Origin of the sequence: Ochrobactrum sp. XJ1 (assembly GCF_024701725.1) — a bacterium.
Taxonomy (GTDB): domain Bacteria; phylum Pseudomonadota; class Alphaproteobacteria; order Rhizobiales; family Rhizobiaceae; genus Brucella; species Brucella anthropi.
Genome location: NZ_VDGD01000001.1, coordinates 383808 through 409123 on the forward strand (window position 1 = coordinate 383808; position 25316 = coordinate 409123).

Here is a 25316-nt window from a genome sequence, read left to right on the forward strand (position 1 = left end):
AAACAGAATGATTTGATTATTTTTTATAATTTCAGAATAAAATTTACAAAGGCATTGACAGGCTTTCATAAAAGGCAAACACTGTGCACACGCTTGCAAAAGCGTCGGCGTGGAGGCGCCGTATAAAGGGAGGAAAACAATGCGTTCAGCATTTCTGGTTGCGGCGCTGGCCGCAGGTGTATCTTCATTCGCTTTTTCTGCGCAGGCCGCAGGCAATCTCAATCTTATCTGTTCCGCGGACGTGGTCATCTGTGAGCAGATGAAGAACATGTTCGAGAAGGATACTGGCATCAAGGTCAACATGGTACGGCTTTCCTCCGGTGAAACCTATGCCAAGGTGCGGGCCGAAGCGCGCAATCCGAAGACAGATATCTGGTGGGCCGGTACCGGCGATCCGCATCTTCAGGCTGCGGCCGAAGGGCTGACGCTCGAATATAAATCCCCGATGCTCGACCAGCTGAATGATTGGGCCAAGAAACAGGCCGAAAGCTCCGGCTTCCGCACGGTTGGCGTTTATGCCGGTGCGCTCGGTTGGGGTTACAACACCGATATTCTTGCCAAGAAGAACCTGAAAGAGCCGAAATGCTGGGCCGATCTGCTTGATGCGTCCTATAAGGGCGAAATCCAGATGGCCAATCCGAATTCTTCCGGTACCGCCTACACGGCACTGGCAACGCTTGTTCAGATCATGGGTGAAGACAAAGCCTATGATTATCTGAAGAAGCTCAACGAAAATGTATCGCAGTACACCAAGTCGGGCTCGGCTCCCGTCAAGTCGGCTGCGCGTGGTGAAACTGGCATCGGCATCGTCTTCATGCATGATGCAGTATCGATGACGGCAGAAGGTTTCCCGATCAAGTCAGTCGCACCGTGTGAAGGCACAGGCTACGAAATCGGTTCCATGTCGATCATCAAGGGTGCCAAGAATCTCGAAAATGCGAAGAAGTGGTACGACTGGGCGCTGACCGCCGAAGTGCAGTCGCACATGAAAGATGCGAAATCCTTCCAGTTGCCTTCGAACAAATCAGCCGAGGTTCCAAAGGAATCCCCGCGCTTCGAGGACATCAAGCTCATTGATTATGACTTCAAGACCTATGGCGAACCCGCCAAGCGCAAGGAATTGCTCGAGCGCTGGGATAAGGAAATCGGTGCACACGCCAACTGATCTTTCATTGGCTTGAAATCCGGGTGCGCCGCTCTTGTTGTGCGACGCACCTGTCCCGGATGAGGGAACAAGGCAGCGGTTTTCCTGAAATATGCAGGAGCCGGCGCACCTGGAGCATTTCCAGTTTAAATTGAATCATTGGAAATGCTCCATCTCTTTGTTTCTACGCATTATCCTGCGCAAAACCGCTTCGCACTTTTGCTGGAAATGCTCTAGCCATTCCTTGGAAATCCCCGATCTGGAGGGACGCGGACATCCATGAAACAGCATAATCGCAGACTGGATATCGTTCTGGCACTTGCACTCGCGGCATTTGTCTTGTTGCCGTGGTATCGCATAGAAGACGGCTTTCTGAGCTTCGGCTGGCTCGCTGGAATGTTCGGTGATGGTGCAACGGCGCCCGGCCTTTGGCAGATAGCCTTCTTCGGGCGGCCTTGGATTGGCGCTGTTGCTGTATTCATGCTGCTTTGTGCCGGTGCCCGCTTGCTATTGCCTGTTGAACGTCGGAGCGGTGTTCTGATATGGGCGAGCCTTCTTGGTGTACTTGTCCTGACGCTGCAAGGCTTGGCCATCGGCTTTTCCGGCTGGAACTGGACCATCAGTGAAAACCTGTTCGGCGCACTTTCTGAAGGCCAGCCAGCCTTCGGCGCTGGAGCAATCCTGACAGGTCTCTGCTTTCTGCTGATTTTCTCGTTTGGTCTCGCAGAACGCGGCGTCATGAAGGGGGACGCTTTTGTCGTCTCTTCCATTACACTGCTGGTTGCATTGGTGGCTGTATTCGTCTTCTATCCTGTTATCAGCATGTTTGCAGGGTCGGTGCAGGATTTCGACGGTTCTTTCAAACCTGAGGGGTTTATCGGCAATATTCAGGATTCCTCAATCTGGAGTCTGGCCTGCGTTATCGGCGAAGGGCGATGTGGCGTTGCATGGCGCACGTTATGGCTGGCTCTGATGACTGCGACTGGTTCTACAGTGCTGGGGCTTGCCTTTGCACTGGTTGCGACCCGCACAGGCTTCCCTTTCAAGAAAGGCTTACGGCTTCTCACCATATTACCGATCATCACGCCGCCCTTCGTTGTCGGTCTTGCATTGACGCTGCTTTTTGGCCGCGCAGGCGTGGTGACGGAACAGATTTCCAATATATTCGGGGTGGAGCCGGGACGGTGGCTTTATGGCCTCACCGGCATATGGATCGCGCAGGTCCTGTCTTTCACCCCGATTTCCTTCCTCGTACTTATCGGTGTTGTCGAGGGTGTGTCACCGTCGATGGAAGAAGCATCTCAAACTCTGCGCGCTGATCGCTGGCGTACGTTTCGCAGGGTTTCTCTGCCGCTGATGGCACCGGGGCTTGCCAATGCGTTTCTCATTGCTTTCATCGAAAGCATGGCGGATTTCGGCAATCCTATGGTGCTCGGAGGCAGCAATGGCGTGCTTTCGACTGAAATCTTCTTTGCCGTGGTTGGTGCGCAGAACGATCCATCGCGCGCGGCAGTTCTCGCAATCGTGCTGCTCTGCTTTACATTGACTGCGTTTCTTATCCAGCGCGTCTGGCTCTCAGGCAAGAACTTCGCAACTGTGACCGGCAAAGGCGATTCCGGTATGCATGCCGGGCTGCCACGCGGCCTAAAGATCGGCGTTTATGCCCTTGTCATTCCTTGGATGATTTTCACTGTCGTTGTTTACGCGATGATCCTTATTGGCGGCTTCGTGCGTCAGTGGGGGCTCGACAATACATTGACAGTCGAGCACTACGCGCGGGCGTTTTCCCTCAATTGGACAGAGAGTGGCATTGCGTGGACCGGTGTGGCATGGAATTCATTCTGGACGACGATGGAAATCTCGCTAATCTCGGCTCCGCTGACTGCTGCTGTCGGGTTGCTGACGGCCTATCTGATCGTTCGCCAGCGCTTTGTTGGACGGAACGTCTTCGAATTCGCCTTGATGCTGAGCTTCGCAATTCCCGGCACCGTCATCGGCGTCAGCTACATCATGGCTTTCAATCTGCCACCGCTTGAAATGACTGGCACGGCGCTGATCCTGATTGCATGTTTCGTCTTCCGCAACATGCCAGTGGGTGTGCGTGGCGGCATCGCAGCAATGAGCCAACTCGACAAGAGCCTCGACGAAGCCTCGCTGACGTTGCGGGCAAACAGCTTCCGCACGATCCGCAAAGTCATTCTGCCACTGCTGCGTCCCGCAATCACAGCTGCATTGGTCTATTCCTTCGTGCGTGCCATCACGTCCATCAGCGCGGTTATTTTCCTCGTTTCGGCGCAATACAACATGGCGACATCCTACATTGTCGGGCTGGTCGAAAACGGTGAATTCGGCGTGGCTATCGCTTATTCATCGATGCTGATTGTCGTGATGATCGTGGTCATTACAGGCTTCCAGCTCCTCGTGGGTGAACGCAAACTCAGGCGCGAGAACCGCGTTGCGGCTGTCCCCCCCGTCAAAACCGTTCGTCAGGAGAAAACCGCATGACTGCGATCCGTCCCGGCTCCGTTACATTTGAAAATGTCACCAAGAAATTCGGTAATTTTACCGCCTTGCCCGATCTGTCCCTGACCGTCGAGCCGGGAACTCTGGTGACGCTCCTTGGACCATCCGGTTGCGGCAAGACGACGACATTGCGGCTGCTGGCTGGGCTTGAACATCCGACTTCGGGTCGCATTCTGATCGGTGGCAAGGATGTGACCAATCTGCCAGCCAATGAGCGGGATGTGTCCATGGTCTTCCAGTCCTATGCACTCTTTCCGCATATGAACTCGCTCGACAACGTGGCCTACGGCTTGGAATCTTCAGGTTTGAAAAAAGCGGAAGCGCGCGAACGTGCGGAAGAGGGGCTGAAGCTCGTCGGTCTTGCAGGAATGGGGCATCGCCTTCCGGCAGAACTGTCGGGTGGCCAGCAACAGCGCGTGGCCGTAGCGCGCGCGCTTGTGCTTGAACCGCAGGTTCTGCTTCTGGACGAGCCGCTTTCGAACCTCGACGCTCGCCTGCGCCGCCGTGTGCGCACCGAAATTCGCGAGCTTCAGCAGCGGCTCGGGTTTACCGCCGTCTATGTCACGCACGACCAGGACGAGGCGCTCGCTGTCTCCGATACGATCATCGTCATGAAGGAGGGCAATATCGCACAGAAGGGAAGCCCTCGTGATCTCTATGAAACACCGGCCTCAGCCTTTATCGCGGATTTCATGGGAGAGGCGAATGTTGTGCCGTGTGAGGTGATGACGGCAGATGGGGGCGAAGCTGTCATTCGTGTGGGCAGCCTGACCCACCGGGTTACCGCGCGCAACGCTCGACCAGGTCCGGCGCAACTTGCTATCCGGCCCAACGCGGTGACCTTGCAGCCAAAGGCTGGCGGCGGATTCCCCGGAAGGGTTGCCCATTCGGCCTATCTTGGCGATCATATCGAGTATGAAATCGAGACCGAGCACGGCAAGCTTTTCATTGTCGATCCGGCGGTCGAGGAGGCTCTGCCGCCGCAAACCGATGTATCGATCGAGTTCAAAACGCGCGGACTTGCCATTATCAATCAATAGGCGCAAAAACGTCGCGCCTTTCTTTATCTCTCATCGGAAAATCATCATGACTTCCCATCCCCGACAGGAACTAGAAGCGCGGCTGGCGCTTGCCGAAAAGATCGCGCGCGAGGCGGGCGCCAAGGCCCTCGACTATTTCAAGCAGCGTGAAACACTGGTTATCGAAACCAAGCGCGATCCGCAGGATGTGGTGTCGATTGCCGACAGGGACGTTGAACAGCTTATCCGTGCCCGTGTGTCGGAAGCGTTTTCTCAGGATGGTTTTCTGGGAGAGGAATACGGGTTGAATGAAGGCACTTCGGGTTACACATGGGTTGTGGATCCTATTGATGGCACCAGTCCTTTCGTCAACGGTATGCCGAACTGGTGTGTTTCCATTGCCGTTCTGAAAGACGGCGAGCCCGTCATCGGCGTAATCCAGGCGCCGTGCTTCGACGAACTCTATGCTTCGGCAAAAGGCTTGGGTGCAACACTTGATGGAAAGAAGCTGGTTCTCGATCCGAGCCGCACGATCCGTAATTCGGTGACGGGTATCGGCGCCAACAACTACGTAACACCACAGGTTGTTGCAAAAATCGTAGAAGACCTGCTTGAGGCGGGCGGAACCTTTCTCCGTAATGGTTCAGGCGCACTGATGATCGCTTATGTCGCGGCTGGCAGGCTGGTCGGATATTATGAGCCTTATATGCATGCCTGGGATTGCATGGCAGGCTTCTGTCTCGTGCGTGAGGCGGGAGGTTATGTGCATCCTTTTCCGGTAGACGGAGAACAGCTCACCAAAGGCAACAAGGTCTTCGTGGCTGCACCCGGAGCGGTGGAAGATCTGAGAAAAATCGCGCGTTTAAGCCCGAGATAAGCAAGGAGAGGACAGAAACAAAGAACGCCTAATTTCCTAAACTGTTTGTTTCGGTTTAGCTGAGAGGCCCTGATAACGTACTCGTGAATGTGTTTTATTTAACTAATGCAGGCCGCAATAATATGCTGGCATAGTGTTTCATTTGAAGGAAGGAAGCCTATGTCGGCAAACGGATGGACAGCTGCATATCAACCGATCATGCTCAGTATTTTACGTATCGTGGCAGCTCTTGTACTCTTCAGTTATGGTACGGAGAAGATACTTGGCTTTCCTTCAGGCCGTTCGCCAGCAATGTTCTCATTGTCGTGGACCGCGGGTGTCCTTGAGCTTGTTTTGGGCTTCACGCTGCTAATCGGTCTTTTCAGCCGGTTTTCTGCCTTCATTCTCTCGGGCCTGATGGCATGCGCCTATTTCATCGCTCATGCATCCCAAAGCTTTTTCCCAGGCCAGAATGGCGGTGTTGCTGCAATCCTGTTCTGCTTCATTTTTCTTTATCTGTTTATTGCCGGACCTGGCCCCCTGAGCATCGATGCATCGCGGGCGAACAATGCGCTGCCAGCCGGCCGATAGCGACGAACGACAGCTTATTGAAAAGCCCCGGATCCGGGGCTTTTCTGTTTACGGATTGTCGCGTTTGAAAATCCAGTCATGGTCGGGATGGTTCTTGAAGCGCCATTTGCGCAAGGGACCGGCCATCACATTGAGATAATACATCTCGTAGCCATAGGGCGCGCCACATGGATGGTGGCCTTTTGGTACAAGCACGACGTCTCCGTCAGAGACCGCCATGGTTTCATCAAGGCTTCCGTCTTCGGTGAAAACACGCTGGAAGCCGAAGCCCTGCGCCGGGTTGAGACGGTGATAATAGGTCTCTTCCAGATAGGTCATATGCGGGAAATTGTCTTCGTCGTGTCTGTGGGGTGGATAGGACGACCAGTTTCCCTGCGGTGTGAATACCTCGGTAACAAGAAGGCTATCGGCAACATCGCGGCTTTCCATTGCGATATTATGGATAAAGCGGGTATTGGCACCTTTTCCGCGTTGTTCAAGTGTCAGGCTTTCCGGCCCAAGCTTCTGTGCCTTGCGACCTGGCTTGCCCGGTGCGGTGCAAACAGCCAGAACACAATCTGTCGTGGCGGTTGCATGCCAGTCGCTTTCAGCAGGCACATAGAGGCAGTGTGGCGGCAGTTTCTCGAACACGTTTATGCGCTGGCCCATCTCGCCGAAATCCTCGCCAGAAGCGGAAATCTTTGCCTTGCCTTCCACAAGAACAAGGATCACCTCCGTCGATCCGGTCTTTTCGGAGACACTCTCGCCGGATTTGAGACGATAGAGCCCGAACCCGACATAACCCCATTTGGCGCTTTTCGGAGTGATGTCGTGGACCTTGCCATGCTTGCCGTTGGGCTTGCGTAACAAATTGGCCATGTCTCAGTCTCCTTTGTCGAGTCCTGCTTCGCGTGCGAATGATTTTAGCGATTTTAGCCCAAGTGACTGATACTGATACGGATTACGAATATCGGGGTCCTGTTCTGCCTCGATCACCAGCCAGCCTTGATAGGTTTTATCAGCAGCAACTTTCAGTACAGGTACGAAGTCGACGCCGCCATCTACATCGCCCGGAACAGTGAAGACGCCGCGACGGACCCCCTCCAGAAACGACAGGCTCTGGTTGCGTACTTCAGTGGCTATGGCCGGGCGAACGTTCTTGGCGTGGATATGCCCGACGCGGTCCATATGCTTTTTCGCAACCCGCTCCGGGTCGCCACCACCAAACAGGCAGTGACCGGTATCGAGAAGAAGTTTCGTGTGCGGTCCTGTATGCTGCATCAGAAGGTCTATCTCATCCTCACTCTGCACCACCGTTCCCATGTGATGATGGTAGACAAGCGCGATACCTTGGGCGGCGGCATGTTGTGCCAGTGCTTCGACGCCCGTGCCGAATTCTTCCCAGCGCGCTTCTTCCAGCACTGGACGCTCAGACAGCGGCTTGTCGTTGTCGCCGTGAATGGCATTCGACGTTTCGCAAACAATGATGACCTTCGAGCCCATTGCTTTCAGGAGGTCGAGCGCAGGCTGCATTGCCTTCTTTTCTTCTTCGACCGAATTGACCAGTAGATTGAGCGAATGCCAGCCCGATACATAGCGAAGCTTGCGAGGTTCAAGCACGGCTTTGAGTGCAGCCGGCTCCTGCGGAAATTTGTGACCTTTCTCGATTCCATCGAAGCCGATCTCGGCTGTTTCATCGAGACATTGATCCAGGGTGATATGCGCACCGAGGTTGCGATCATCGTCGTTCGACCAGGCAATAGGATTGGTGCCATAGAGGATCATCGGTCAGTTTCTTTCTTTGAGCTTGGCTTCATAATCTTTACGCGCAGCACGTACCTGTTCGCGCTCCGAGACTTCCGGCACCGCGACATCCCACCACCAACCGCCAGTTTCAGGGGTCGGGTAAGGATCGGTATCGATAATGACGACAGTGGTGCGCGGGCTGTTGCGGGTTTCCGCCAAAGCCTCTTCCAGCTCGCGGATCGACCCTGCTTTCTTCGTATCGGCACCCATAGCTCCGGCATGGGCGGCGAAATCGATGTGCGACGGGTTCACGTGGCTCGAATGGTCGAGCAGGTTGTTGAACTCAGCGCCACCAGTCGCCATCTGCAGCCGGTTGATGCAACCGAAACCACGATTGTCGGTAATAACGACCGTAATCTTCTGCCCCATCATGACGGCAGTGGCGAGTTCGGAATTGGCCATCATGTAAGAGCCGTCACCGACCATCACGATGACGTCTCGATCCGGTTCGGCCATCTTGATACCAAGGCCGCCAGCTATCTCATAACCCATACAGGAGAAGCCATACTCCATATGGTAGGACATGGGGCGACCGGCTTTCCAGAGTTGGTGCAGTTCGCCCGGCATGGTGCCTGCCGCGCACATGACGACCGTGTTCTCTCGTGCCTGACGCTGTACCGCGCCGATCACCTGCATATCGGTTGGCAAAGCGTTGCCGTCACTGGGGGCAGCGGTAAACCCATCTGCCGCCGCAAACCATTTTTCTTTCAACGCTGTGTCTGCAGGTTGGCGCTTATAGCTGCCAACCGCTTGCGAGAGCGCTTCAAGACCAATCTTTGCATCGGCAACCAATGGAAGCGAACCGTGCTTGGAGCTGTCATAGGGTTGGACGTTTAGCGAGACAAGCTTGCGCCCTGGATGTTTGAACAGCGCCCATGATCCGGTCGTGAAGTCCTGAAAGCGTGTGCCGACGCCAATCACAAGATCGGCTTCCGCCGCGATAGCATTGGCGCTGTCTGCCCCAGTCACGCCAACCGGACCAAAATTGAGCGGGTGATCCCACGGTAACGCCGATTTGCCAGCCTGCGTCTCGATGACTGGAATGCCATGTGCTTCGGCAAAATCGCGCAACGCTTCGTGAGCGCCGGAGTAGTGCACTCCGCCGCCTGCAACGATAACGGGTTTCAGCGCTGCCTTGATTGCTGCCGCTGCAGCATTCAGTTCATTCTCATCCGGCGGTGGACGGCGCCAGTGCCAGACTTTCGGTTCAAAGAACTCTTCCGGCCAGTGATATGCTTCCGTTTGCACATCCTGACAGAAAGCAAGCGTAACCGGCCCACAATCAGCAGGATCGGTCATGGTGCGGAAGGCGCGGGGCAGGGCAGTGAGAAGCTGTTCAGGTCGGGTGATCCTGTCGAAATAGCGGCTGACCGGACGAAAACAGTCATTCACGGTCATAGTGCCGTCATTGAAGTCTTCGATCTGTTGCAGCACGGGATCAGGTCCACGATTGGCAAAGACGTCGCCGGGAATGAGGAGAACTGGTAGGCGGTTCACATGGGCAAGGGCTGCTGCAGTGACCATATTTGTTGCGCCGGGGCCGATGGAGGAGGTGACAGCACAGGCACGCTTGCGGCCAAGCTGCTTGGTATAGGCAATGGCTGCATGGGCCATGGTCTGTTCATTATGGCCGCGCCATGTAGGCAGTTCTTCGCGAATGCCATGGAGGGCCTCGCCAAGTCCGGCCACGTTTCCGTGGCCGAAAATAGCCCAAACACCTGCGATAAAGGTCTCACCATCCGGCGTCATCTGATTGGCGAGGTAGCGCACCAATGCCTGTGCGGCGGTTAATCGAACGGTTTTCATAGCTCCTCCAGTTTCCTCCCGGCAGAACGAATTCAATATGTACGCACGCTGTCCCAGACGTTGCAAAGGCCACGATAGCGCATCACCATGTCGGCGATTGCTTCTTCGTCGCTGATCGAACCGTTCAGCCATTTGCGTGCCGCGTCACCAAAAATCGTACGTCCCACTGCAAAGCCTTTGACGAGGTCGAATTCGGCAGCAATTGCAAGACTGGCTTTGAGTTCTTCCGCTGGTGCATCCAGACCCAGAACAACAATACCGCGTGTGTGTGCATCATTGCGCGTGATCGCGTCACAGGCATTGGCCCAGGCCGCTCTGGTCTTCATGGGTTCTAGCTTCCACCAGTCGGGATAGACGCCGATTTCATAAAACCGCTCGATCACACGCGCAGTTGTGTCGTCATCGACGGGACCTGCTTTGGATGGGATGACTTCCAGCAGGAATTCCAATCGGTTGCGCCGTGCGGCTGCGAAAAGACGTGAAACAGTTTCTTCCTGTTCTGCCTTGAATTCAGCTGTGTCATCCGGATGATAGAAGCATAGCAACTTCACGACATTCTCGACAGGCCACTCGACCAGTCCACCGCAGTCTGGTCCGAGTTCCGGTTCCAGCTTGAGTGGACGCGAGCCGGGCCATTCGGTCGGACGTCCGATCCACAAGCCCGAACCGGCGGCCCGGTAAAGAGCATCGCGGCCCAGTCGACCATCACACAATATGCCGTAACCCTCATCCCCGTTTGCCACCTGCAAGGCCGCATTCAGGCAAAGCTGTTTGAACTCGCCAATCTTTTCCGTTGAAACGCTCGCCTCGGCGGCCATTTCTTCCAGTTGAATACGATGATCAAAGGCAAAAACGCGCATATTTGGCCAGTGGCCGTTGCGATTGGTGGACCAATGTATCTGCTCCAGCGCGGCATCCTTGCGCAAAGCCTTGTTGCGAATGCCGGTACGGAAAAAATACTGAAGCTCTTCCCAGCTCGGATAAGCTGGCGTGCATCCATGTCGCGAGACTGCAAAGGCCCCACAGGCATTGGCTAATTTGAGGCTGGTAGGCCAGTCTTCGCCCTTCAACCAACCGCGCAAAAGCCCGGACATGAACCCGTCGCCCGCACCAAGCACGTTGAAAACGTCAATCGGGAACCCTTCGCCGCTCTGTCCCTCGTCGAGGCTGTTAGGGATTGGGCCTTCGAAAACCACGGCTCCCATGGGGCCGCGTTTGCAAACCAGTGCAGCGTCCGTTACTGCGCGCACGGCTTTCAGCGCTTGAAGCGTGTCTGTCGAGCCGCCAGCAATATGAAACTCTTCTTCCGTGCCGACGATCAGGTCGAACAGATGCAGGGTCGATTGCAGTTTGGTCGTAACATCTGCGGATTCGATAAAACGGTTTTCACCGTCGCCATGACCGGAAAGCCCCCAGAGATTGGGGCGATAGTCTATGTCGAGGGCCGTCCGGCTGCCATTGTCGCGAGCAAGACGGAGTGCTTTCAGAACAGCCGCTTCTGTCTTCGGATGTGATAGATGTGTGCCCGTAACCAGAATACAGCCAGCTTCGGCGATGAAGACCGGATCGATGTCGTCCTCGCACAATGCCATGTCGGCACAATTCTCGCGATAGAATATCAGTGGAAAATGCTGCTGATCGCGAATGCCGAGAATAACGAGCGCGGTCAGGCGTTCGGGATCGGTGACGATACCGCGTGTGTCCACGCCTTCGCGTTCCAGCTCACGTAACAGAAAACGGCCCATGTGCTCGTCACCAACACGGGTGATAAGTGCGGATTTAAGGCCCAGCCGTGCAGTCCCGGTTGCGATATTGGTAGGAGAGCCACCTACATATTTGTTGAAGGAGGCCATGTCTTCCAGAAGGCCGCCAACCTGTGCACCATACAGGTCAACCGAAGATCGGCCAATCGTTATCAAGTCGAGCCGCTTCACTACAATCCTCCCTCGCTATTTTCTTATTGCTGCAAGGCTGTGCAGAATTCATGCACACATAGCAGTTATTCCATTTTTGATTAAAATGGATTTATTATTCCATTTCAACTAAAAAATGGAATATGCACGGGAAGGATCAGTCGCTTTGACGTGCGGTGCCTACGGCTACAGCGAGCGCTATAGCAAGACAAAGCGTTGCGGAGAGTGAACGGAAGGCGCCGAAATCCACCTCTGAAACGAGCAATGTCTGTTTGGCGGATTTACTCATCGGGCTGACAAACGTGTCAGTGATGCCGACGACGTCGATACCACGCGCAGCGACAGTTTCGGCCATTGCGACCGTTTCCGGTGAATAGGGGGAGAAGGTAATCGCCAGAAGCACATCACCTTCGCGAATAGCATGCAGGTTCTCCAGTTTGCCGACAGCGCTGTGCAGCATGGCAGGCACTTGCATCTTCTCCAGCGCGTAAGCCAGGTAGCTCGCGACGGGAAAAGCACGGCGGATGCCGACAATGTGGATTGTCTGCGCGCTGGCCAAAAGCTGAACGGCCTTTTCGAGTGCATCTGGATCAATGGTTTTGAGCAGCCCTTCAAGAGACGTGCGCCCTGCTTCGGCAAACTCGGCAAGAAGGGCAGGGGCGCTGCCGGTCGCCGTTTCTCGCAAATGTTGCAATCTGGTTGAATAGTCAGGCCAGCCGCCTGCATAGGAATCCCGGAACAGCTTCTGCATCTCCGAAAAGCCGGAGAAACCCATGATCTGGCAGAAACGCATGAAGGCTGAGCTCTGCACACCCGCACCTTCAGCCATCTCGGCGACGGTCGACACAGCGATACGGTCCTGGTTGGCGGCAACGAAATCGGCGCACTGTTTCAGCCTCTTCGGCAAACGGTCGGAAACCTCTAGCAGCTTCGCCTCGAATTCCTTGATATTCGTCGGAACGTTGATTGATGACGGGGCGGGGGAATCCATCAGTGGCCTTTCATATGGTCTCTTGACAATCTTTATGTCACATTCTAGCAAAATAGAATAAATATTCTATAGTATATCTTCGTTTACCCGAAGATGGCCGTTTCCTGGGAGGATGAGGCAATGGTGACACGTCTGGCACTGCTCGGCGCGGGCCGTATCGGCAAGGTTCACGCAGGCGCAATCGCTGCGGACAAGCGGGCCCGATTGGTCGCGGTCGCAGACGCAAATGAGGCGGCGGCGCGAGCAATTGCTGATTCTGCCGGTGCGGAAGTCCGCAGTATCGACGCTATTGAGCAATCAGACGATGTGGACGCAGTGCTGATATGCACGCCGACCAATACCCACGCCGATCTTATTGAACGGTTTTCTCGCGTCGGCAAGGCTGTTTTTTGTGAGAAGCCGATTGATCTTGACATAGCGCGCGTTAGAGCCTGCCTCAATGTCATTCGAGAAACTGGCGCGAAAGTGATGCTGGGTTTCAATCGCCGTTTCGATCCGCATTTTGCAGCGGTGCACAAAGCCATCAAAGATGGGCGCATCGGCAATGTTGAAATGGTGACGATCACCAGCCGTGATCCGGGTGCACCGCCGGCAGAATATATCAAAGTATCCGGCGGTATTTTCCGCGACATGACGATCCATGATTTCGACATGGCGCGTTTTCTCCTCGGTGAGGAAATCGAGAACGTATCGGCCTCGGCTTCGGTGCTGGTCGATCCGAAAATTGGAGAACTTGGCGATTATGATAGTGCAAGCGTCATTTTGACGACTGCTTCCGGTCGCCAGTGCGTCATTTCCAATTCGCGCCGCGCTTCCTATGGCTATGATCAGCGCATTGAAGTCCATGGATCGCTCGGTGCTGTTTCGGCGGAAAACCAGCGTCCGATCTCGATAGAAATCGCTTCTAAAGACGGTTATAACCGTCCGCCATTGCACGATTTTTTCATGACCCGCTACACGACTGCTTATGCAGCGGAAATCGCCTCGTTTATCGATACGCTGGACACCGGCAAAGCGCCGCATCCTTCAGCAGAAGATGGATTGCAAGCTTTGGCTCTGGCTGAGGCAGCACTTCGTTCGGTAAGGGAAGGCCGGACTGTCAAAGTTGCGGAAGTTCTCGGATAAGGCGGTAATTTTGTTTGCCTTTGTTCGCAATCGGCTGCGATATGCGGGGCATGGCCTACAAGATCGATGATTTGCCGTTCGGAGAATTTTTCGTACCCGTGAGCAAAGCTACGGCGGCTCTGGTGCGGCTCGATGAACGACTTTTGCGCTCGCCCATTCGCGAAGGGATGCTCGAGCGAATGCATATGCACGATGCCGTCGCTTCGATGTGGCTTGAAGGCGAACTGGTACATATGGAAGACTTGGTCTTGCATGATGCCTTGATGGACAGCCGGATGCCTAGTCACGCCCTGACCATCGCACATGCGGTTTTGCGCATGCGTCGGCAGATTGCTGGAAGACCTGCAGATTGGGCTCTTGACCCTGCTGGTGTTCAGCAATTGCTTGGCCGCACGGTCGATACCGTGCCCTCTGGAATTGAGCCATCCGGGGCAATGGACGACGATGATGTTGATCCGATGCTTGATGACATCGACAACTTGCTTGCGCGAACTGATGCTCTTTTGAAGGGAACTGTCTCAGACAGGTCGAAGCCGGAAGCCGTCGTGCGCGATACGTTACTCTACGACGACGACTGGGATGAGGATGCGCGTTTGCAGGAATGGCGGGACTGTCTTGCAGCGACAAGGCATCTGCCGCCCCTTATGCGCGCCGCATTGATCCACGACGCGTGGTTTTCTCTGGAAGTCGTGCAGCGATCGTCATGGATTGGTCGGTTGCTGACAGCCGCCTTCTTGCGTCAGAGTGGCCTTGCAATCGGTCATTTGCCAGCAATCAGTCTTGGTCTCCGCGCGAAACGACCGGATGAACGGCGCTCACCTAACCGTCTTGTCCGTCTCAGGGCGTTTTTTGAAAGTATCGAAGATGCAGCCGATACGACCATGAAGGAGCATGACCGGCTGCTGCTGGCGCGCGAACAGATGCAGCGTAAGCTCAAGGGGCGCAGGTCCAATTCGCGATTGCCGCAACTGATGGATATGGTTTTGCGCAGTCCCGTTATTTCCAGCCAGATGGTGGAGAAGGAATTGCAGGTTACGCAGCAAGGGGCTTTGAAGCTGATCTCGGAACTCAATCTCAGAGAAGTCACCGGGCGCGGACGGTTTCGCGCCTGGGGAATTCTCTAGGCCGGCTTCATGCACTTGCCGCGAAGATGGTCAGCGAAGAGCTGAAACTCGTTGCGGCGGGCGGCGTTGGAGCGCCAGACGAGAACCAGTGACCGATAATTGTGCTTGCCTTCATAAGGAACGATGCTCAGCTCCGTTCCGCGCGTGGCTCCGGCTTTGACCGCCACTTCAGGCAGCAGCGTAACACCCATCCCGAAGTCGACAAGTTGCACCAATGTCATGATAGATGTGGCATGAACGTCACCGCTTGCTTGGGCCGGTGTGGACCCTATGGCAGCCATGACGTGTTCCCGAAGGCAATGCCCGGTTTCCAGTAGAAGAAACGGCTGGTCCTGCAAGTCGTCTGCATCGACCTGTTCGCGATTGGCCAGCGCATGATCGCGCCGTACTGCCAGATAGAAGATGTCCCGACCAAGCTCTGCTATCTCAAATTCATCAAGGTCGTAGGGATGGGCGACCAGTGCTACATCGAGCGAACCTGAACGCAAGCTGTCGAGCAACGACCGAGTGAGACCTTCACGAATGGTCAATTGCAATTCGGGAAAGGCTTTAGCGGTCGCAGGCAGGACTTTAGGTAGCAGAAAAGGCGCTATCGACGGAATGACGCCCATTCGTAGTCTGGTCGTCAGCGGTCGTTCAGCTTGTCGCGCGTGTTCAGGCAATTCTTCAATGAGGGCTATAATCGTACGAGCGCGTGCCAGAAAATCCTCACCAGCGGGCAAAAGCTGCATTCGTCTGCCCGAGCGATCGATCAACGTTACGCCAAGTTCTGTTTCAAGCGCCTGAATAGCAGCACTCAATGTCGATTGGGTAACACCCACGACCTCAGCTGCACGCGAAAAGGACCCCGCTTTGACAAGGGCCATAAAGTAATGGAGCTGGCGGACGCTGATATTGAGCATTGATTCTTTCGACTTTGCTCCATCGTTAAAATCGATGGATTTGATCGTTATAATCGCTTTGACCGATTTAACAAGAATCCCTATATATGACTCGTAGTCGGAAAATTCTGTAAGTTCAGAAATTTCCGCATAACAATTGAATTTACAGGCAGGTATAAAATGCTCGGTATCGGCGATAAGCTTCCCTCCTTCAAGGTCACCGGCGTAAAGCCCGGTTTCAACCATCACGAAGAAAACGGCGTTTCGGCATTTGAAGAAATCACCGAAGCAAGCTTTGCGGACAAGTGGAAGGTTATCTTCTTCTACCCGAAGGATTTCACCTTTGTTTGCCCGACCGAAATCGCCGAATTTGCGCGTCTTGCATCGGATTTCGAAGACCGTGACGCAGTCGTCCTGGGCGGTTCGACCGACAATGAGTTCGTGAAGCTCGCATGGCGTCGCGATCACAAGGATCTCGACAAGCTGCCGATCTGGTCGTTTGCCGACACCAATGGTTCGCTGGTCGATGGCCTCGGTGTTCGTTCGCCAGATGGTGTTGCGTACCGCTACACCTTCGTTATCGATCCGGACAACACGATCCAGCACGTTTACGCAACCAACCTCAACGTTGGTCGCGCTCCCAAGGATACGCTGCGCGTTCTCGATGCGCTGCAGACCGATGAGCTCTGCCCATGCAACCGTGAAGTCGGTGGCGAGACGCTCAAGGCTGCCTGATAGGCCCTGATTGGTTTGCAGAAAGGCGGGTCAAGGCCCGCCTTTCTTTTATCTAGAGCGGTTCCGGTTAAAACGGAATCGTTGGAACCGCTCTATCTCTTTGTTTTCGGCATGTCTTTACCCCAAAACCGGTTCCCACTTTCGGGAGACATGCTCTAGTATCCAAATGACAGATAAAGAGGGTTCCATGTCCATTGATGATCTGAAGTCAAAGATCCCGGATTTCGCCAAGGACGTTCGTCTCAATCTTTCGTCGATGGCAAGCGACGAAACTCTGACACCGCAACAGAAATACGGTCTGTTCGTCGCCTGCGGCATTGCTTCTCGTAATGCCGACGTGCGCAAGGCGCTTGTTGCCGAAGCCGCTGCCAAGGTCGATGCCTCCGTCATTCAGGCGGCAAAATCTGCTGCGTCGATCATGGGCATGAACAATGTCTATTACCGCTTCGTGCATCTTGCGACCAACAAGGACTACCGCACCATGCCAGCGAAGCTGCGCATGAATGTGATCGGTAATCCGGGTGTCGATAAGATTGACTTCGAACTCTGGTCGCTGGCCGTATCTGCTATCAATGGCTGCGGCATGTGCATCGATGCGCATGAGGATGTTTTGCGCAAAGCCAATGTGACGTCGGAAACGATCCAGACAGCCGTGCGTTTTGCGTCGATTATCCAGTCAGTGGCTATTGCGCTGGAAGCTGCTGACACAGAATAAAAGCTGCAAGCTCCCTAAAAAGAAAAGCCCACGTGGATCGCTCCACGTGGGCTTTTTCGTTTCGGAAGTTCGTTATTCGCCGCGCTTGAACGAGATAAAGGCAAAACCGATCAGCGAGATCACAGCTGCGGCAGACATGTAATAGCCGACATAGTCGAAGCTATAATGTGTTGCGAGCCAGGTTGCGATGTAAGGCGCTACTGAAGCACCCAGAATGCCTGCCAGATTAAAAGTCAGCGAAGCACCGGTGTAACGAACCGAGGTTGGGAATGGTTCGGCCAGAGCAGCGCCAATCGGACCGTAGGTCAGACCCATCAGGCCGAAGCCGATGACGAGGAATGCGAGTACGCCGGCCGTACCAGCCATGAACAAAGGCGCCATGATGAAGCCGTAGAGGCCGATCAGAACGGTGACGATGATCATGACCGGACGCATGCCGAAGCGGTCTGACAGCAGGGCCGCTACCGGGATCATGAGGCCGAAGAAGATTACGCCAATCATCTGAAGAATAAGAAATTCTTCGCGGCTGTAACCAAGGGCGCGCGTGCCCCAACCCAATGAGAAGACTGTCATCAGATAGAACAGGACGAAGGTTGCAACCGCACCGATCGTGCCGAGCAACAGGCTCATCTTGTGCTTTTTGAACAGAGCTGCGACCGGTACTTCGACGCGTTCAGCCTTGTCGATTGCTTTCTGGAATTCTGGCGTTTCAGCGATTTTCAGTCGGATGAACAGACCTACACCGACCAGAAGTGCACTGGCGATGAAAGGAATGCGCCAGCCGAAAGCGAAAAACTGTTCTTCAGTTAGAGCTTCTGCCAGAACTAGGAAGATGCCCGTCGCCAGAATGAAGCCAACTGGCGCGCCAAGCTGCGGGAACATGCCGTACCAGGTGCGCTTGCCTTCGGGTGCGTTTTCTGTTGCGAGCAGCACTGCACCACCCCATTCACCGCCAAGACCAAGTCCCTGGCCCAGACGGCAGAGAGCGAGCAAAAGGGCTACCCAGACGCCAATCGAATCATAGGTTGGCAGGAAGCCGATGGCGACGGTGGAAATGCCCATGGTCATGAGCGCTGCAACGAGCGTCGCTTTGCGTCCAACCTTATCGCCAAAGTGACCAAACAGAGCACCACCGATAGGGCGGGCGAAGAAGGCAATCGCAAAGGTTGCCAGAGACTGGAGAAGCGCGGAATTGCCGTCGCTCGCAGGGAAGAACAGATGCGGGAATACGATCACCGCAGCGGTGGCATAAATATAGAAGTCAAAGAATTCGATCGTGGTGCCGATCATGCTCGCGGCCAGAACTCGGCGCGCGGAATTTTTCTGCGGGGCAACCGCTACAGCGACAGTCATTGTTTCAGATCCAATATTTACGGGCCGTCTAAATTTGGGGGAGGAGCCCGAGATACGGCTTCTTTAAAACCGCAGGGTATGGAATCGCAAGCAAAAAACGGCTTTTGAGCAACTTTATGATTTCGAATAGGCGATTTTGGAAAGAAAAGCGAAAGTGGGTAAAATTCCCGTCAGTGCTCCTTCAGGTCTTTTAATTGCCGTAACGGACGACTAGATTTCCAATGTCGTCCGTTTGGAAGCAAAGATGTATCGAGCACAGTACGATATCGGTTTCAGGAATACAGCACGAGGCCATGCGGTCTTGTGTTCGCCCTCCCGCGTGCTCGTGACAATGCTTTCGTTCGTGTTTCTTCTCTCAGTGCAACTCTGTTACGCAATGGCGCATGACATGCCATCTGTGCAGACAGTTTCTGATTGCAGTGTGAGCCTGCCGCATCACGTGGACAATTCGTCGATGCCGTCGAGCATGGATAAATCTGCCCCAATGGATCACGGCGCTAAAGCACCCAATGCTTGTGTCATGATGATTTGTGGCTGCGTCGTTCAGCTTGGCACGAATTTGCGTGCCTTTACTCCTGTTCTGGATTTTGGTTTGCCGCCGCTTGTCGCGGCACTTAGCGGCAAAATGCCGAATAGAGATTTGCGGCCTCCCATACTGCTTCCGGCTTGATCTGAAAATCGCCGCCAAACCTTTGGCGGCCATGAGATTATTGTCTGGAGAATAACCATGACTGGAATTACACGTCGTCGCCTGCTGTCTCTTGGGGCAGGGGCCGCTTTTCTAACCGCTATTCGCCCTTTTGACAGCATTGCCCAGGACGCGCACATGGGCCACGGCGCTGCTTCCTCAGCGACCGCCACGGCTGGACGGCCTTTGCCTTTACCGCCGTTGATCGAACCGGACGCATCGGGCGTTGTTGAACTGAAAGTGCAGACAGGCCGGCACAGCTTTGAAGAAGGAAGCGAAGCGGCATCCGCTGGCATCAATGGTGCCTATCTCGGCCCCCTCGTTCGTCTGAAGAACGGCGAAACGGTCACTCTTTCCGTTGAAAATGGCATGGATGAAGAGACTACACTTCATTGGCATGGGCTTTTCGTTCCGTCCGCACTCGACGGCGGGCCACACAATCTGATTGCGGCGGGCGCAGAATGGAAGCCGAAAGTTACGGTTAACCAGCCGGCCTCGTTCAACTGGTTTCATCCACATTTGCATGGCAACACCGCCCGCCAGGCGCATATGGGTATTGCCGGTTTGATGGTGGTTACTGACGGCAAGGATGCTGAGCGCGGACTACCAGAAGATTACGGAGTGGACGATATTCCGCTGGTGCTTCAGGATCGCCGGGTGATCGAAGGTGATAAGGTCTATCAACCGGATATCATGGACTTGATGCATGGTTTCCGAGGTGACAAGCTTATCGTGAATGGTGTCGTTTCACCGGAAGCACGTGTTCCCGCCTCCATTGTCCGCCTGCGTATCCTGAACGGTGCCAATGCGCGAAATTTTCATATTCGTCTGAGCGACAATCGGCCTTTGCTTGTCATAGCATCTGATGGCGGCTTCATTGGAAAGCCAGAAGCGGTCGAAAGGCTGACCATCAGCCCCGGCGAGCGCTACGAGGTTCTGGTTGATTTCTCCAAAGGTGAAGCCGCTGATTTGTTGACCTATGGGGATGACAGCGGCGGTGACGATCTGCACTTGATGCGGTTTGTCGTGGACAGCACCTTGCGAGGGAAAATCACGGCAGTTCCAGATCGTCTTGATGGTCCTGATGCAGCCGATGAAAAACTATCTGTAAAACGCCGTTCATTTTTCTTCGATGAGCGCATGGCGGAAAATATGAAACTGATGATGGCAAAGCCGTCAGCTGATCCTCATGCCGGGCATAATATGGGCAATATGGATATGAGCTCGATGTCCAGCGCCATGGATCATGATATGCACGGTGCCAGAACTTCTGCCGATGCGGGGCCTGCGCTTGAAGCTCTGACTTCGGGTGTGGAAATGGCAATCGCGGGTAAACCGTTCGACATGGATCGTATTGATGTCGAGGCTAAACTTGGATCCTGGGAGATTTGGGATCTCACAACCAAGGAGATGCCACACCCGTTCCATATCCATGGAGCCTCATTCCGCATTCTTTCCCTGAATGGCAAGGCTCCGCCAGCGCACCAGTCGGGATGGAAGGATACTGCTTTGATCGATGGCAAGGCCGAAATACTTGTCCATTTTGACCGTGAGGGAGCAAAGAGCCACCCGTTCATGTTCCATTGCCATGTGCTGGAACATGAAGATGTGGGCATGATGGCTCAGTTCGTAACGGTATAATCCGGCTGGACCGCGTGTCAGGCGTTTGTCACGCGGTCCTCACACGGAAGATTTATTTTCGAACAATTTCTGACGGTGTGCGTTGTCCTCTCATCACGAATTATCGCGATCAGGAGGAAATGATGCAGCCGTTATTGATTGCTTCAGCAATGATGCTTCTGACAGTTCCAGCCGCTGCGGCGGATGTGAGTGTCAAACTCTACGAAGCTCTGCCGACGGGGCAGGGGAAGGAAATCGGCACCGTCACGATCTCGCAGACTGCGGACGGATTACAATTCAAACCCGATTTGCGTGGCCTTCCCGCGGGTGAGCACGGTTTTCATGTCCATGAGAAAGGAAGCTGCGCACCCGGCGAACAAGATGGAAAAACTGTTCCGGCGCAAGCCGCCGGTGGGCACTACGACCCCTCACATTCCAAGCATCACATGGGGCCGGAAGGCGAAGGACATCTTGGTGATTTGCCTTTGCTCAAAACAGATGCCGAGGGCAACATAACGCAAAGCGTTATGGCACCGCGTCTCAAGTCACTGGATGAAATCAAAGGCAGAGCTTTGATGGTTCATGTTGGTGGCGACAATTATTCCGACGAGCCCAAGCCACTTGGCGGCGGCGGAGCACGGTTTGCCTGCGGTGTGATCGAATAGTCTGGAGCGAAGATCTATCCCCAGTTCTCGATGCGGATTTTGGAGCCATCTGAAAAGCGCGATATATGAAACGCTGAAGGATCGACAACCGGCGTTTCTCCCGTGACCATATCGGCCACAAGCTTACCTGCGCCTGGGCCGATACCGAAGCCATGCCCTGAAAAGCCTGTCGCTACGATCGCCCCTTCCACGCCTGGAAGGGGTGAAATGACCGGAATGACGTCCGGCATTGTGTCAATGAGGCCTGCCCATTCCTGCGCTATTGTGGCCGACGCGAAAGAAGGAATTGCCTGCTTCAGTTTCGCAAGGACCTGAGCATTTGCTGCCTTGCGTGGGGCGGGGTCGAGCGTGCGGATTTTCTCGAAGATGGAGACCTGATCGGCGGGACGAAGTTTCCACTGGAATGCTTCCTCGAAGAAACGTTCGCCAAACCGGAATCGCAACGACCGCCACTCGGTCGAAAGCGATGGTATAAAATCGCGGAAGAACCGAAAGCTGTCAGGCACGATATCGGCGATGGAGCCTCCAAGGCTTGCGACCGTATAACCTCCGTCCAGCCTTTTGCGCAGTGCAAAATCTGAAAATGCAATCGCAGGCTCCACACCGGCATCAATAGGCGCTGTACGGAATACGGATGAACGAACTTTCAATTGCGGCAGATGGGCATCAAAAGCGGAAATGATAAGTCTGGACCAAGCCCCGCCCGCGATGACCACCGCTTCACAGCGCAGGCGGCCTTTTTCGGTGAGGACAGCCGTCACCCGACCATTGGTCGTCTCGATACCGCGCACCGCACAATTTTGCAGGATGACAGCACCATTCTCTTGTGCTTTTGCTGCAAATGCCGGAACGGCCTTTTGCGGCTCCGCGCGACCGTCGAGTGGCGTAATCATGCCGCCTGCGAGATGTCGATTGACGCCCGGTGCAAGTGCTGCAGCTTGCTCAGTATTGAGAAGTTGTGTTTCGATGCCGTGTTCGCTGGCGATTTTTATCCATTCGGCATAAAGAGCCATTTGCTCTTCTTTTTCAGCCGTATAGGCAATCCCGGTAACGCGAAAGCCCGTTTCACGACCTGTACGTTCGTTCATACCACCCCATAGCCGCATGCTCTCGACGATGAGCGGCATTTCGCGGCTGTCACGGCCTGTGCGGCGGCACCAGCCCCAGTTACGGCTGGACTGTTCGCCAGCAATCTCTCCCTTTTCAAGAAGAGCGACGGGAATACCGCGTTCGGCCAGGAAGAGGGCTGTAGAAACACCAATAATGCCGCCGCCAATGATGGCAATTTTGGTTTCCTGCGGCAAGCTTTCAGCTGTCGCCACCTTATCCGTGACCGGCCCCATTTCGGTATTCTCCTGCAATGCGATTGGGTGATTTGGGTATGTGGAAGCATGGTGAGCATGGCCCGCTTTTTGTTCACGATCAACCAGATAACCCATTCTAAAAATACTCAATTACGATATTCCTGAGATATTCTATCCTGTTTTGGTAGCTTTCTGGAGAATGTGTCTCTATATCCGCCTGAACTGCAATCTGGACACGCGATCTTGCTTATGGACGCACGCAACCCGCATGATGAACGACAGGTCTCCGGTCATTCCGGTCCGGCGCTGACGCTGTCCGGTGTCAGTCGCCAGTTTGGCGCAGTGCGTGCGCTTGATGACGTGTCTCTTGATGTTCATGCGGGTGAGATCATTTGTCTGGTTGGTCATTCGGGCTGTGGCAAGACTTCCCTGTTGCGCATCATCGCCGGCATTGATGCTCCAGATAGTGGAACACTCACGATGGGGGGCAAGACACTTGTCGGACCATCTATCTTTATTGAGCCGGAAAAACGGAACGTTGGTGTGGTCTTTCAGGACTACGCCTTGTTTCCGCATCTGACGGTCAAAGAAAATATCCTGTTCGGCTTGCGAAGAATACCCCGCGACGAAGCGAACGCACGAGCAACCGAGCTTCTCGAACTGGTGTCGCTCTCCCATATGGCGGATCGCTATCCGCATATGCTGTCAGGCGGTGAGCAGCAGCGTGTTGCTCTTATCCGTGCCCTTGCTCCGAACCCACATCTTCTGCTGATGGACGAGCCATTTTCGAATCTCGACAGAGGTCTGCGTGCCCGGGTTCGTCGTGAGACAGTGGCTTTGTTAAGGGAACTTGGAACGACAGCAATTATTGTAACGCACGAAGCAGAAGAAGCCTTGTCGACTGGGGATAGTGTGGTGTTGATGCGCTCTGGCAAGGTCGTTCAAAGCGGTCCGGCACGCGAACTCCATGACCGGCCAACGAACCGTTATGCCGCAGATTTTTTCTGCGACTTCAATATGATATCGGGCAAAGCTGAAGACGGTAAACTGGCAACTCCCTTTGGAGAGCTTGCTCTGGCTGAACAGCTTGAACCAAATGCCGAAGCGTTTGTTTATCTGCGTCCGCGCGACTTCTCGATTCTGTCCGATGCTGAATCCAACGAAGCTGTGCTGCATGGACATATTGAATCACGAACGTTTCTCGGTGAAATCGAAGAATTGGTTGTACGGGTGACTGATGCTGCGCCGTTGTTGCGGGTGCGTACAGAATTGAGGCTTCCGGCCTCTGCGACCGATATTTTTTTATGCCCACATTGGGATAAGGCGCTCATTTTCCCCAAGTGATGGAAAATATACGCCGTTAGAGTTGCATGGGTAATTGACCGTCAGCGAGCCTCACCGTATAACTTGATTAGTCCGCTCATAATTCAAAATGAACCATGTCCATCTGGAGGTAAAATGTCCAAATTTGCGCGTTCCGGTCTCGCCCTCGTCGCAGTAACGCTGTTCGCAGGAGCCGCCCACGCAGATGAAGTGAACATTTACACGACACGCGAACCGGGTCTCATTCAGCCCTTGCTCGACTCTTTCAAGTCGTCCACGGGAATTACGGTCAATACGGTGTTCCTGAAGGATGGTCTGGCAGAGCGTGTGGCCTCTGAAGGTGCGAATTCGCCCGCTGACATCCTTATGACGGTCGACGCCGGTAATCTGGTCGATCTCGTTGACAAGGGCCTTACCCAGCCTGTCGATTCCAAGGTGCTGAAAGAGGCCGTTCCGGAGCAGCTTCGCGACGCGAAGGATAACTGGTTCGCGCTCTCCATGCGCGCTCGCGTTGTCTATGCAGCCAAAGATCTGGAACTCGACAAGATCAATTATGAAGACCTCTCTGATCCGAAGTGGAAAGGCAAAGTCTGCATTCGTGCGGGCCAGCATCCTTACAACACCGCTCTCTTCGCGGATTATATTGCGCACTATGGTGCGGAAAAGACTGAAGAATGGCTCAAGGGTCTCAAGGATAACCTCGCGCGCAAAGCTGCTGGCGGGGACCGTGACGGAGCTAAGGATATCGTCGGGGGTATCTGCGACATAGCAGTCGCCAATTCCTATTATGTAGGTCTGATGCGTTCGGGCAAGGGCGGCGACGAGCAGAAGGCTTGGGGCGAAGGCATCAAGGTTCTGCTGCCAACCTTCAAGGATGGGGGTACTCAGGTTAACATCAGTGGTGCGGCTGTTGCAAAGAACGCGCCGAACAAGGACGCGGCAGTCAAGCTGCTTGAATATCTGGTTTCCGATGAGGCTCAGCAGATCTATGCCAAGGCAAATTTCGAATATCCGGTAAAGCCGGGTGCGCCGCTTGATCCGATCGTGGAATCGTTCGGTGCGCTGAAGATCGACAGCGTTCCGCTGTCTGAAATCGTCAGCCATCGTAAGCAGGCAAGCGAACTGGTCGACAAAGTCGGTTTCGACAACTAAAAG

22 protein-coding genes are annotated in these 25316 nt (G+C 54.4%); 14 read left to right on the forward strand and 8 right to left on the reverse strand.

All coding sequences use genetic code 11. From position 1 onward, the window contains the following. The first annotated feature begins 139 nt into the window (after positions 1 to 139). From FG152_RS01885 to FG152_RS01905, 5 genes are all read left to right on the forward strand, one after another. Positions 140 to 1165 carry an ABC transporter substrate-binding protein gene (locus tag FG152_RS01885; protein WP_010659031.1) on the forward strand — a complete coding sequence of 342 codons (1026 nt, stop codon included), beginning with the start codon at positions 140 to 142 and terminating at the stop codon, positions 1163 to 1165. 258 nt (positions 1166 to 1423) lie between these two features. After that, positions 1424 to 3649, forward strand: a complete 2226-nt coding sequence (locus FG152_RS01890) for an ABC transporter permease (protein WP_010659030.1) — start codon at positions 1424 to 1426, stop codon at positions 3647 to 3649. Beyond that, positions 3646 to 4707 carry an ABC transporter ATP-binding protein gene (locus FG152_RS01895; protein WP_010659029.1) on the forward strand — a complete coding sequence of 354 codons (1062 nt, stop codon included), beginning with the start codon at positions 3646 to 3648 and terminating at the stop codon, positions 4705 to 4707. The genes FG152_RS01890 and FG152_RS01895 overlap by 4 nt, the downstream gene beginning before the upstream one ends. Before the next feature lie 46 nt (positions 4708 to 4753). Then, the gene (locus FG152_RS01900; RefSeq protein WP_010659028.1) at positions 4754 to 5563 is read left to right on the forward strand and encodes an inositol monophosphatase family protein; all 810 of its coding nucleotides are present in this window, start codon (positions 4754 to 4756) and stop codon (positions 5561 to 5563) included. Positions 5564 to 5722: 159 nt separating this feature from the next. Then, complete coding sequence (locus FG152_RS01905) at positions 5723 to 6133, forward strand: DoxX family protein (RefSeq protein WP_010659027.1); 411 nt, start codon at positions 5723 to 5725, stop codon at positions 6131 to 6133. A 48-nt stretch (positions 6134 to 6181) separates the two neighbouring features. On the opposite strand, the gene iolB is transcribed toward FG152_RS01905, so the two are convergent. The 5 genes from iolB to FG152_RS01930 all read right to left on the reverse strand — a co-directional run bounded on the left by iolB (position 6182) and on the right by FG152_RS01930 (position 12628). Continuing rightward, positions 6182 to 6991 (reverse strand): 5-deoxy-glucuronate isomerase, encoded by an 810-nt coding sequence (gene iolB, locus FG152_RS01910; RefSeq protein WP_010659026.1) that lies wholly within the window; start codon positions 6989 to 6991, stop codon positions 6182 to 6184. A 3-nt stretch (positions 6992 to 6994) separates the two neighbouring features. Continuing rightward, a complete protein-coding gene (gene iolE / locus FG152_RS01915) occupies positions 6995 to 7897 on the reverse strand; it encodes a myo-inosose-2 dehydratase (RefSeq protein ID WP_010659025.1) in 903 nt (300 codons plus the stop codon). Between the two features lie 3 nt (positions 7898 to 7900). Beyond that, a complete protein-coding gene (gene iolD / locus FG152_RS01920) occupies positions 7901 to 9724 on the reverse strand; it encodes a 3D-(3,5/4)-trihydroxycyclohexane-1,2-dione acylhydrolase (decyclizing) (RefSeq protein WP_010659024.1) in 1824 nt (607 codons plus the stop codon). Between the two features lie 32 nt (positions 9725 to 9756). Beyond that, complete coding sequence (locus FG152_RS01925) at positions 9757 to 11658, reverse strand: bifunctional 5-dehydro-2-deoxygluconokinase/5-dehydro-2-deoxyphosphogluconate aldolase (protein WP_010659023.1); 1902 nt, start codon at positions 11656 to 11658, stop codon at positions 9757 to 9759. 136 nt (positions 11659 to 11794) lie between these two features. Then, positions 11795 to 12628: a MurR/RpiR family transcriptional regulator gene (locus tag FG152_RS01930; RefSeq protein ID WP_010659022.1), complete on the reverse strand. Its 834-nt coding sequence runs from the start codon at positions 12626 to 12628 to the stop codon at positions 11795 to 11797. A 120-nt stretch (positions 12629 to 12748) separates the two neighbouring features. Between FG152_RS01930 and iolG the strand changes: the two genes are divergently transcribed. Both iolG and FG152_RS01940 read left to right on the forward strand, forming a co-directional pair. Continuing rightward, positions 12749 to 13753, forward strand: coding sequence for an inositol 2-dehydrogenase (gene iolG / locus FG152_RS01935; RefSeq protein ID WP_151576561.1), 1005 nt, complete (start codon positions 12749 to 12751; stop codon positions 13751 to 13753). A gap of 41 nt (positions 13754 to 13794) precedes the next feature. Continuing rightward, on the forward strand, positions 13795 to 14877 hold the full coding sequence (locus tag FG152_RS01940; RefSeq protein WP_373418744.1) for an RHE_PE00001 family protein: 1083 nt from the start codon (positions 13795 to 13797) through the stop codon (positions 14875 to 14877). On the opposite strand, the gene FG152_RS01945 is transcribed toward FG152_RS01940, so the two are convergent. Next, positions 14874 to 15779, reverse strand: coding sequence for a hydrogen peroxide-inducible genes activator (locus tag FG152_RS01945; protein WP_010659019.1), 906 nt, complete (start codon positions 15777 to 15779; stop codon positions 14874 to 14876). The two genes, FG152_RS01940 and FG152_RS01945, sit on opposite strands and share 4 nt — an antisense overlap. 159 nt (positions 15780 to 15938) lie before the next feature. Between FG152_RS01945 and FG152_RS01950 the strand changes: the two genes are divergently transcribed. Next, the gene (locus tag FG152_RS01950) at positions 15939 to 16493 is read left to right on the forward strand and encodes a peroxiredoxin (RefSeq protein WP_010659018.1); all 555 of its coding nucleotides are present in this window, start codon (positions 15939 to 15941) and stop codon (positions 16491 to 16493) included. A 187-nt stretch (positions 16494 to 16680) separates the two neighbouring features. Next, entirely contained in the window at positions 16681 to 17208 is a 528-nt protein-coding gene (gene ahpD, locus FG152_RS01955; RefSeq protein WP_010659017.1) for an alkylhydroperoxidase, AhpD family, read from the forward strand. A 72-nt stretch (positions 17209 to 17280) separates the two neighbouring features. Here ahpD and FG152_RS01960 read toward each other — a convergent pair whose 3' ends face one another. Beyond that, complete coding sequence (locus FG152_RS01960; protein ID WP_498985129.1) at positions 17281 to 18561, reverse strand: MFS transporter; 1281 nt, start codon at positions 18559 to 18561, stop codon at positions 17281 to 17283. Positions 18562 to 18805: 244 nt separating this feature from the next. Between FG152_RS01960 and FG152_RS01965 the strand changes: the two genes are divergently transcribed. The 3 genes from FG152_RS01965 (at position 18806) to sodC (ending at position 21534) form a co-directional block, all read left to right on the forward strand. Then, positions 18806 to 19231 (forward strand): hypothetical protein, encoded by a 426-nt coding sequence (locus tag FG152_RS01965; protein WP_080574583.1) that lies wholly within the window; start codon positions 18806 to 18808, stop codon positions 19229 to 19231. A gap of 57 nt (positions 19232 to 19288) precedes the next feature. After that, positions 19289 to 20890, forward strand: a complete 1602-nt coding sequence (cueO, locus tag FG152_RS01970) for a multicopper oxidase CueO (protein ID WP_010659015.1) — start codon at positions 19289 to 19291, stop codon at positions 20888 to 20890. Between the two features lie 122 nt (positions 20891 to 21012). Next, a complete protein-coding gene (gene sodC, locus FG152_RS01975; RefSeq protein ID WP_010659014.1) occupies positions 21013 to 21534 on the forward strand; it encodes a superoxide dismutase family protein in 522 nt (173 codons plus the stop codon). Positions 21535 to 21548: 14 nt separating this feature from the next. On the opposite strand, the gene FG152_RS01980 is transcribed toward sodC, so the two are convergent. Further along, on the reverse strand, positions 21549 to 22877 hold the full coding sequence (locus tag FG152_RS01980; protein WP_010659013.1) for an NAD(P)/FAD-dependent oxidoreductase: 1329 nt from the start codon (positions 22875 to 22877) through the stop codon (positions 21549 to 21551). A 210-nt stretch (positions 22878 to 23087) separates the two neighbouring features. Between FG152_RS01980 and FG152_RS01985 the strand changes: the two genes are divergently transcribed. Together FG152_RS01985 and FG152_RS01990 are read left to right on the forward strand one after the other, a co-directional pair. Continuing rightward, positions 23088 to 24182 (forward strand): ABC transporter ATP-binding protein, encoded by a 1095-nt coding sequence (locus tag FG152_RS01985; protein WP_010659012.1) that lies wholly within the window; start codon positions 23088 to 23090, stop codon positions 24180 to 24182. Between the two features lie 114 nt (positions 24183 to 24296). Then, the gene (locus tag FG152_RS01990) at positions 24297 to 25313 is read left to right on the forward strand and encodes a Fe(3+) ABC transporter substrate-binding protein (RefSeq protein ID WP_010659011.1); all 1017 of its coding nucleotides are present in this window, start codon (positions 24297 to 24299) and stop codon (positions 25311 to 25313) included. The last annotated feature ends 3 nt before the right edge of the window (positions 25314 to 25316 follow it).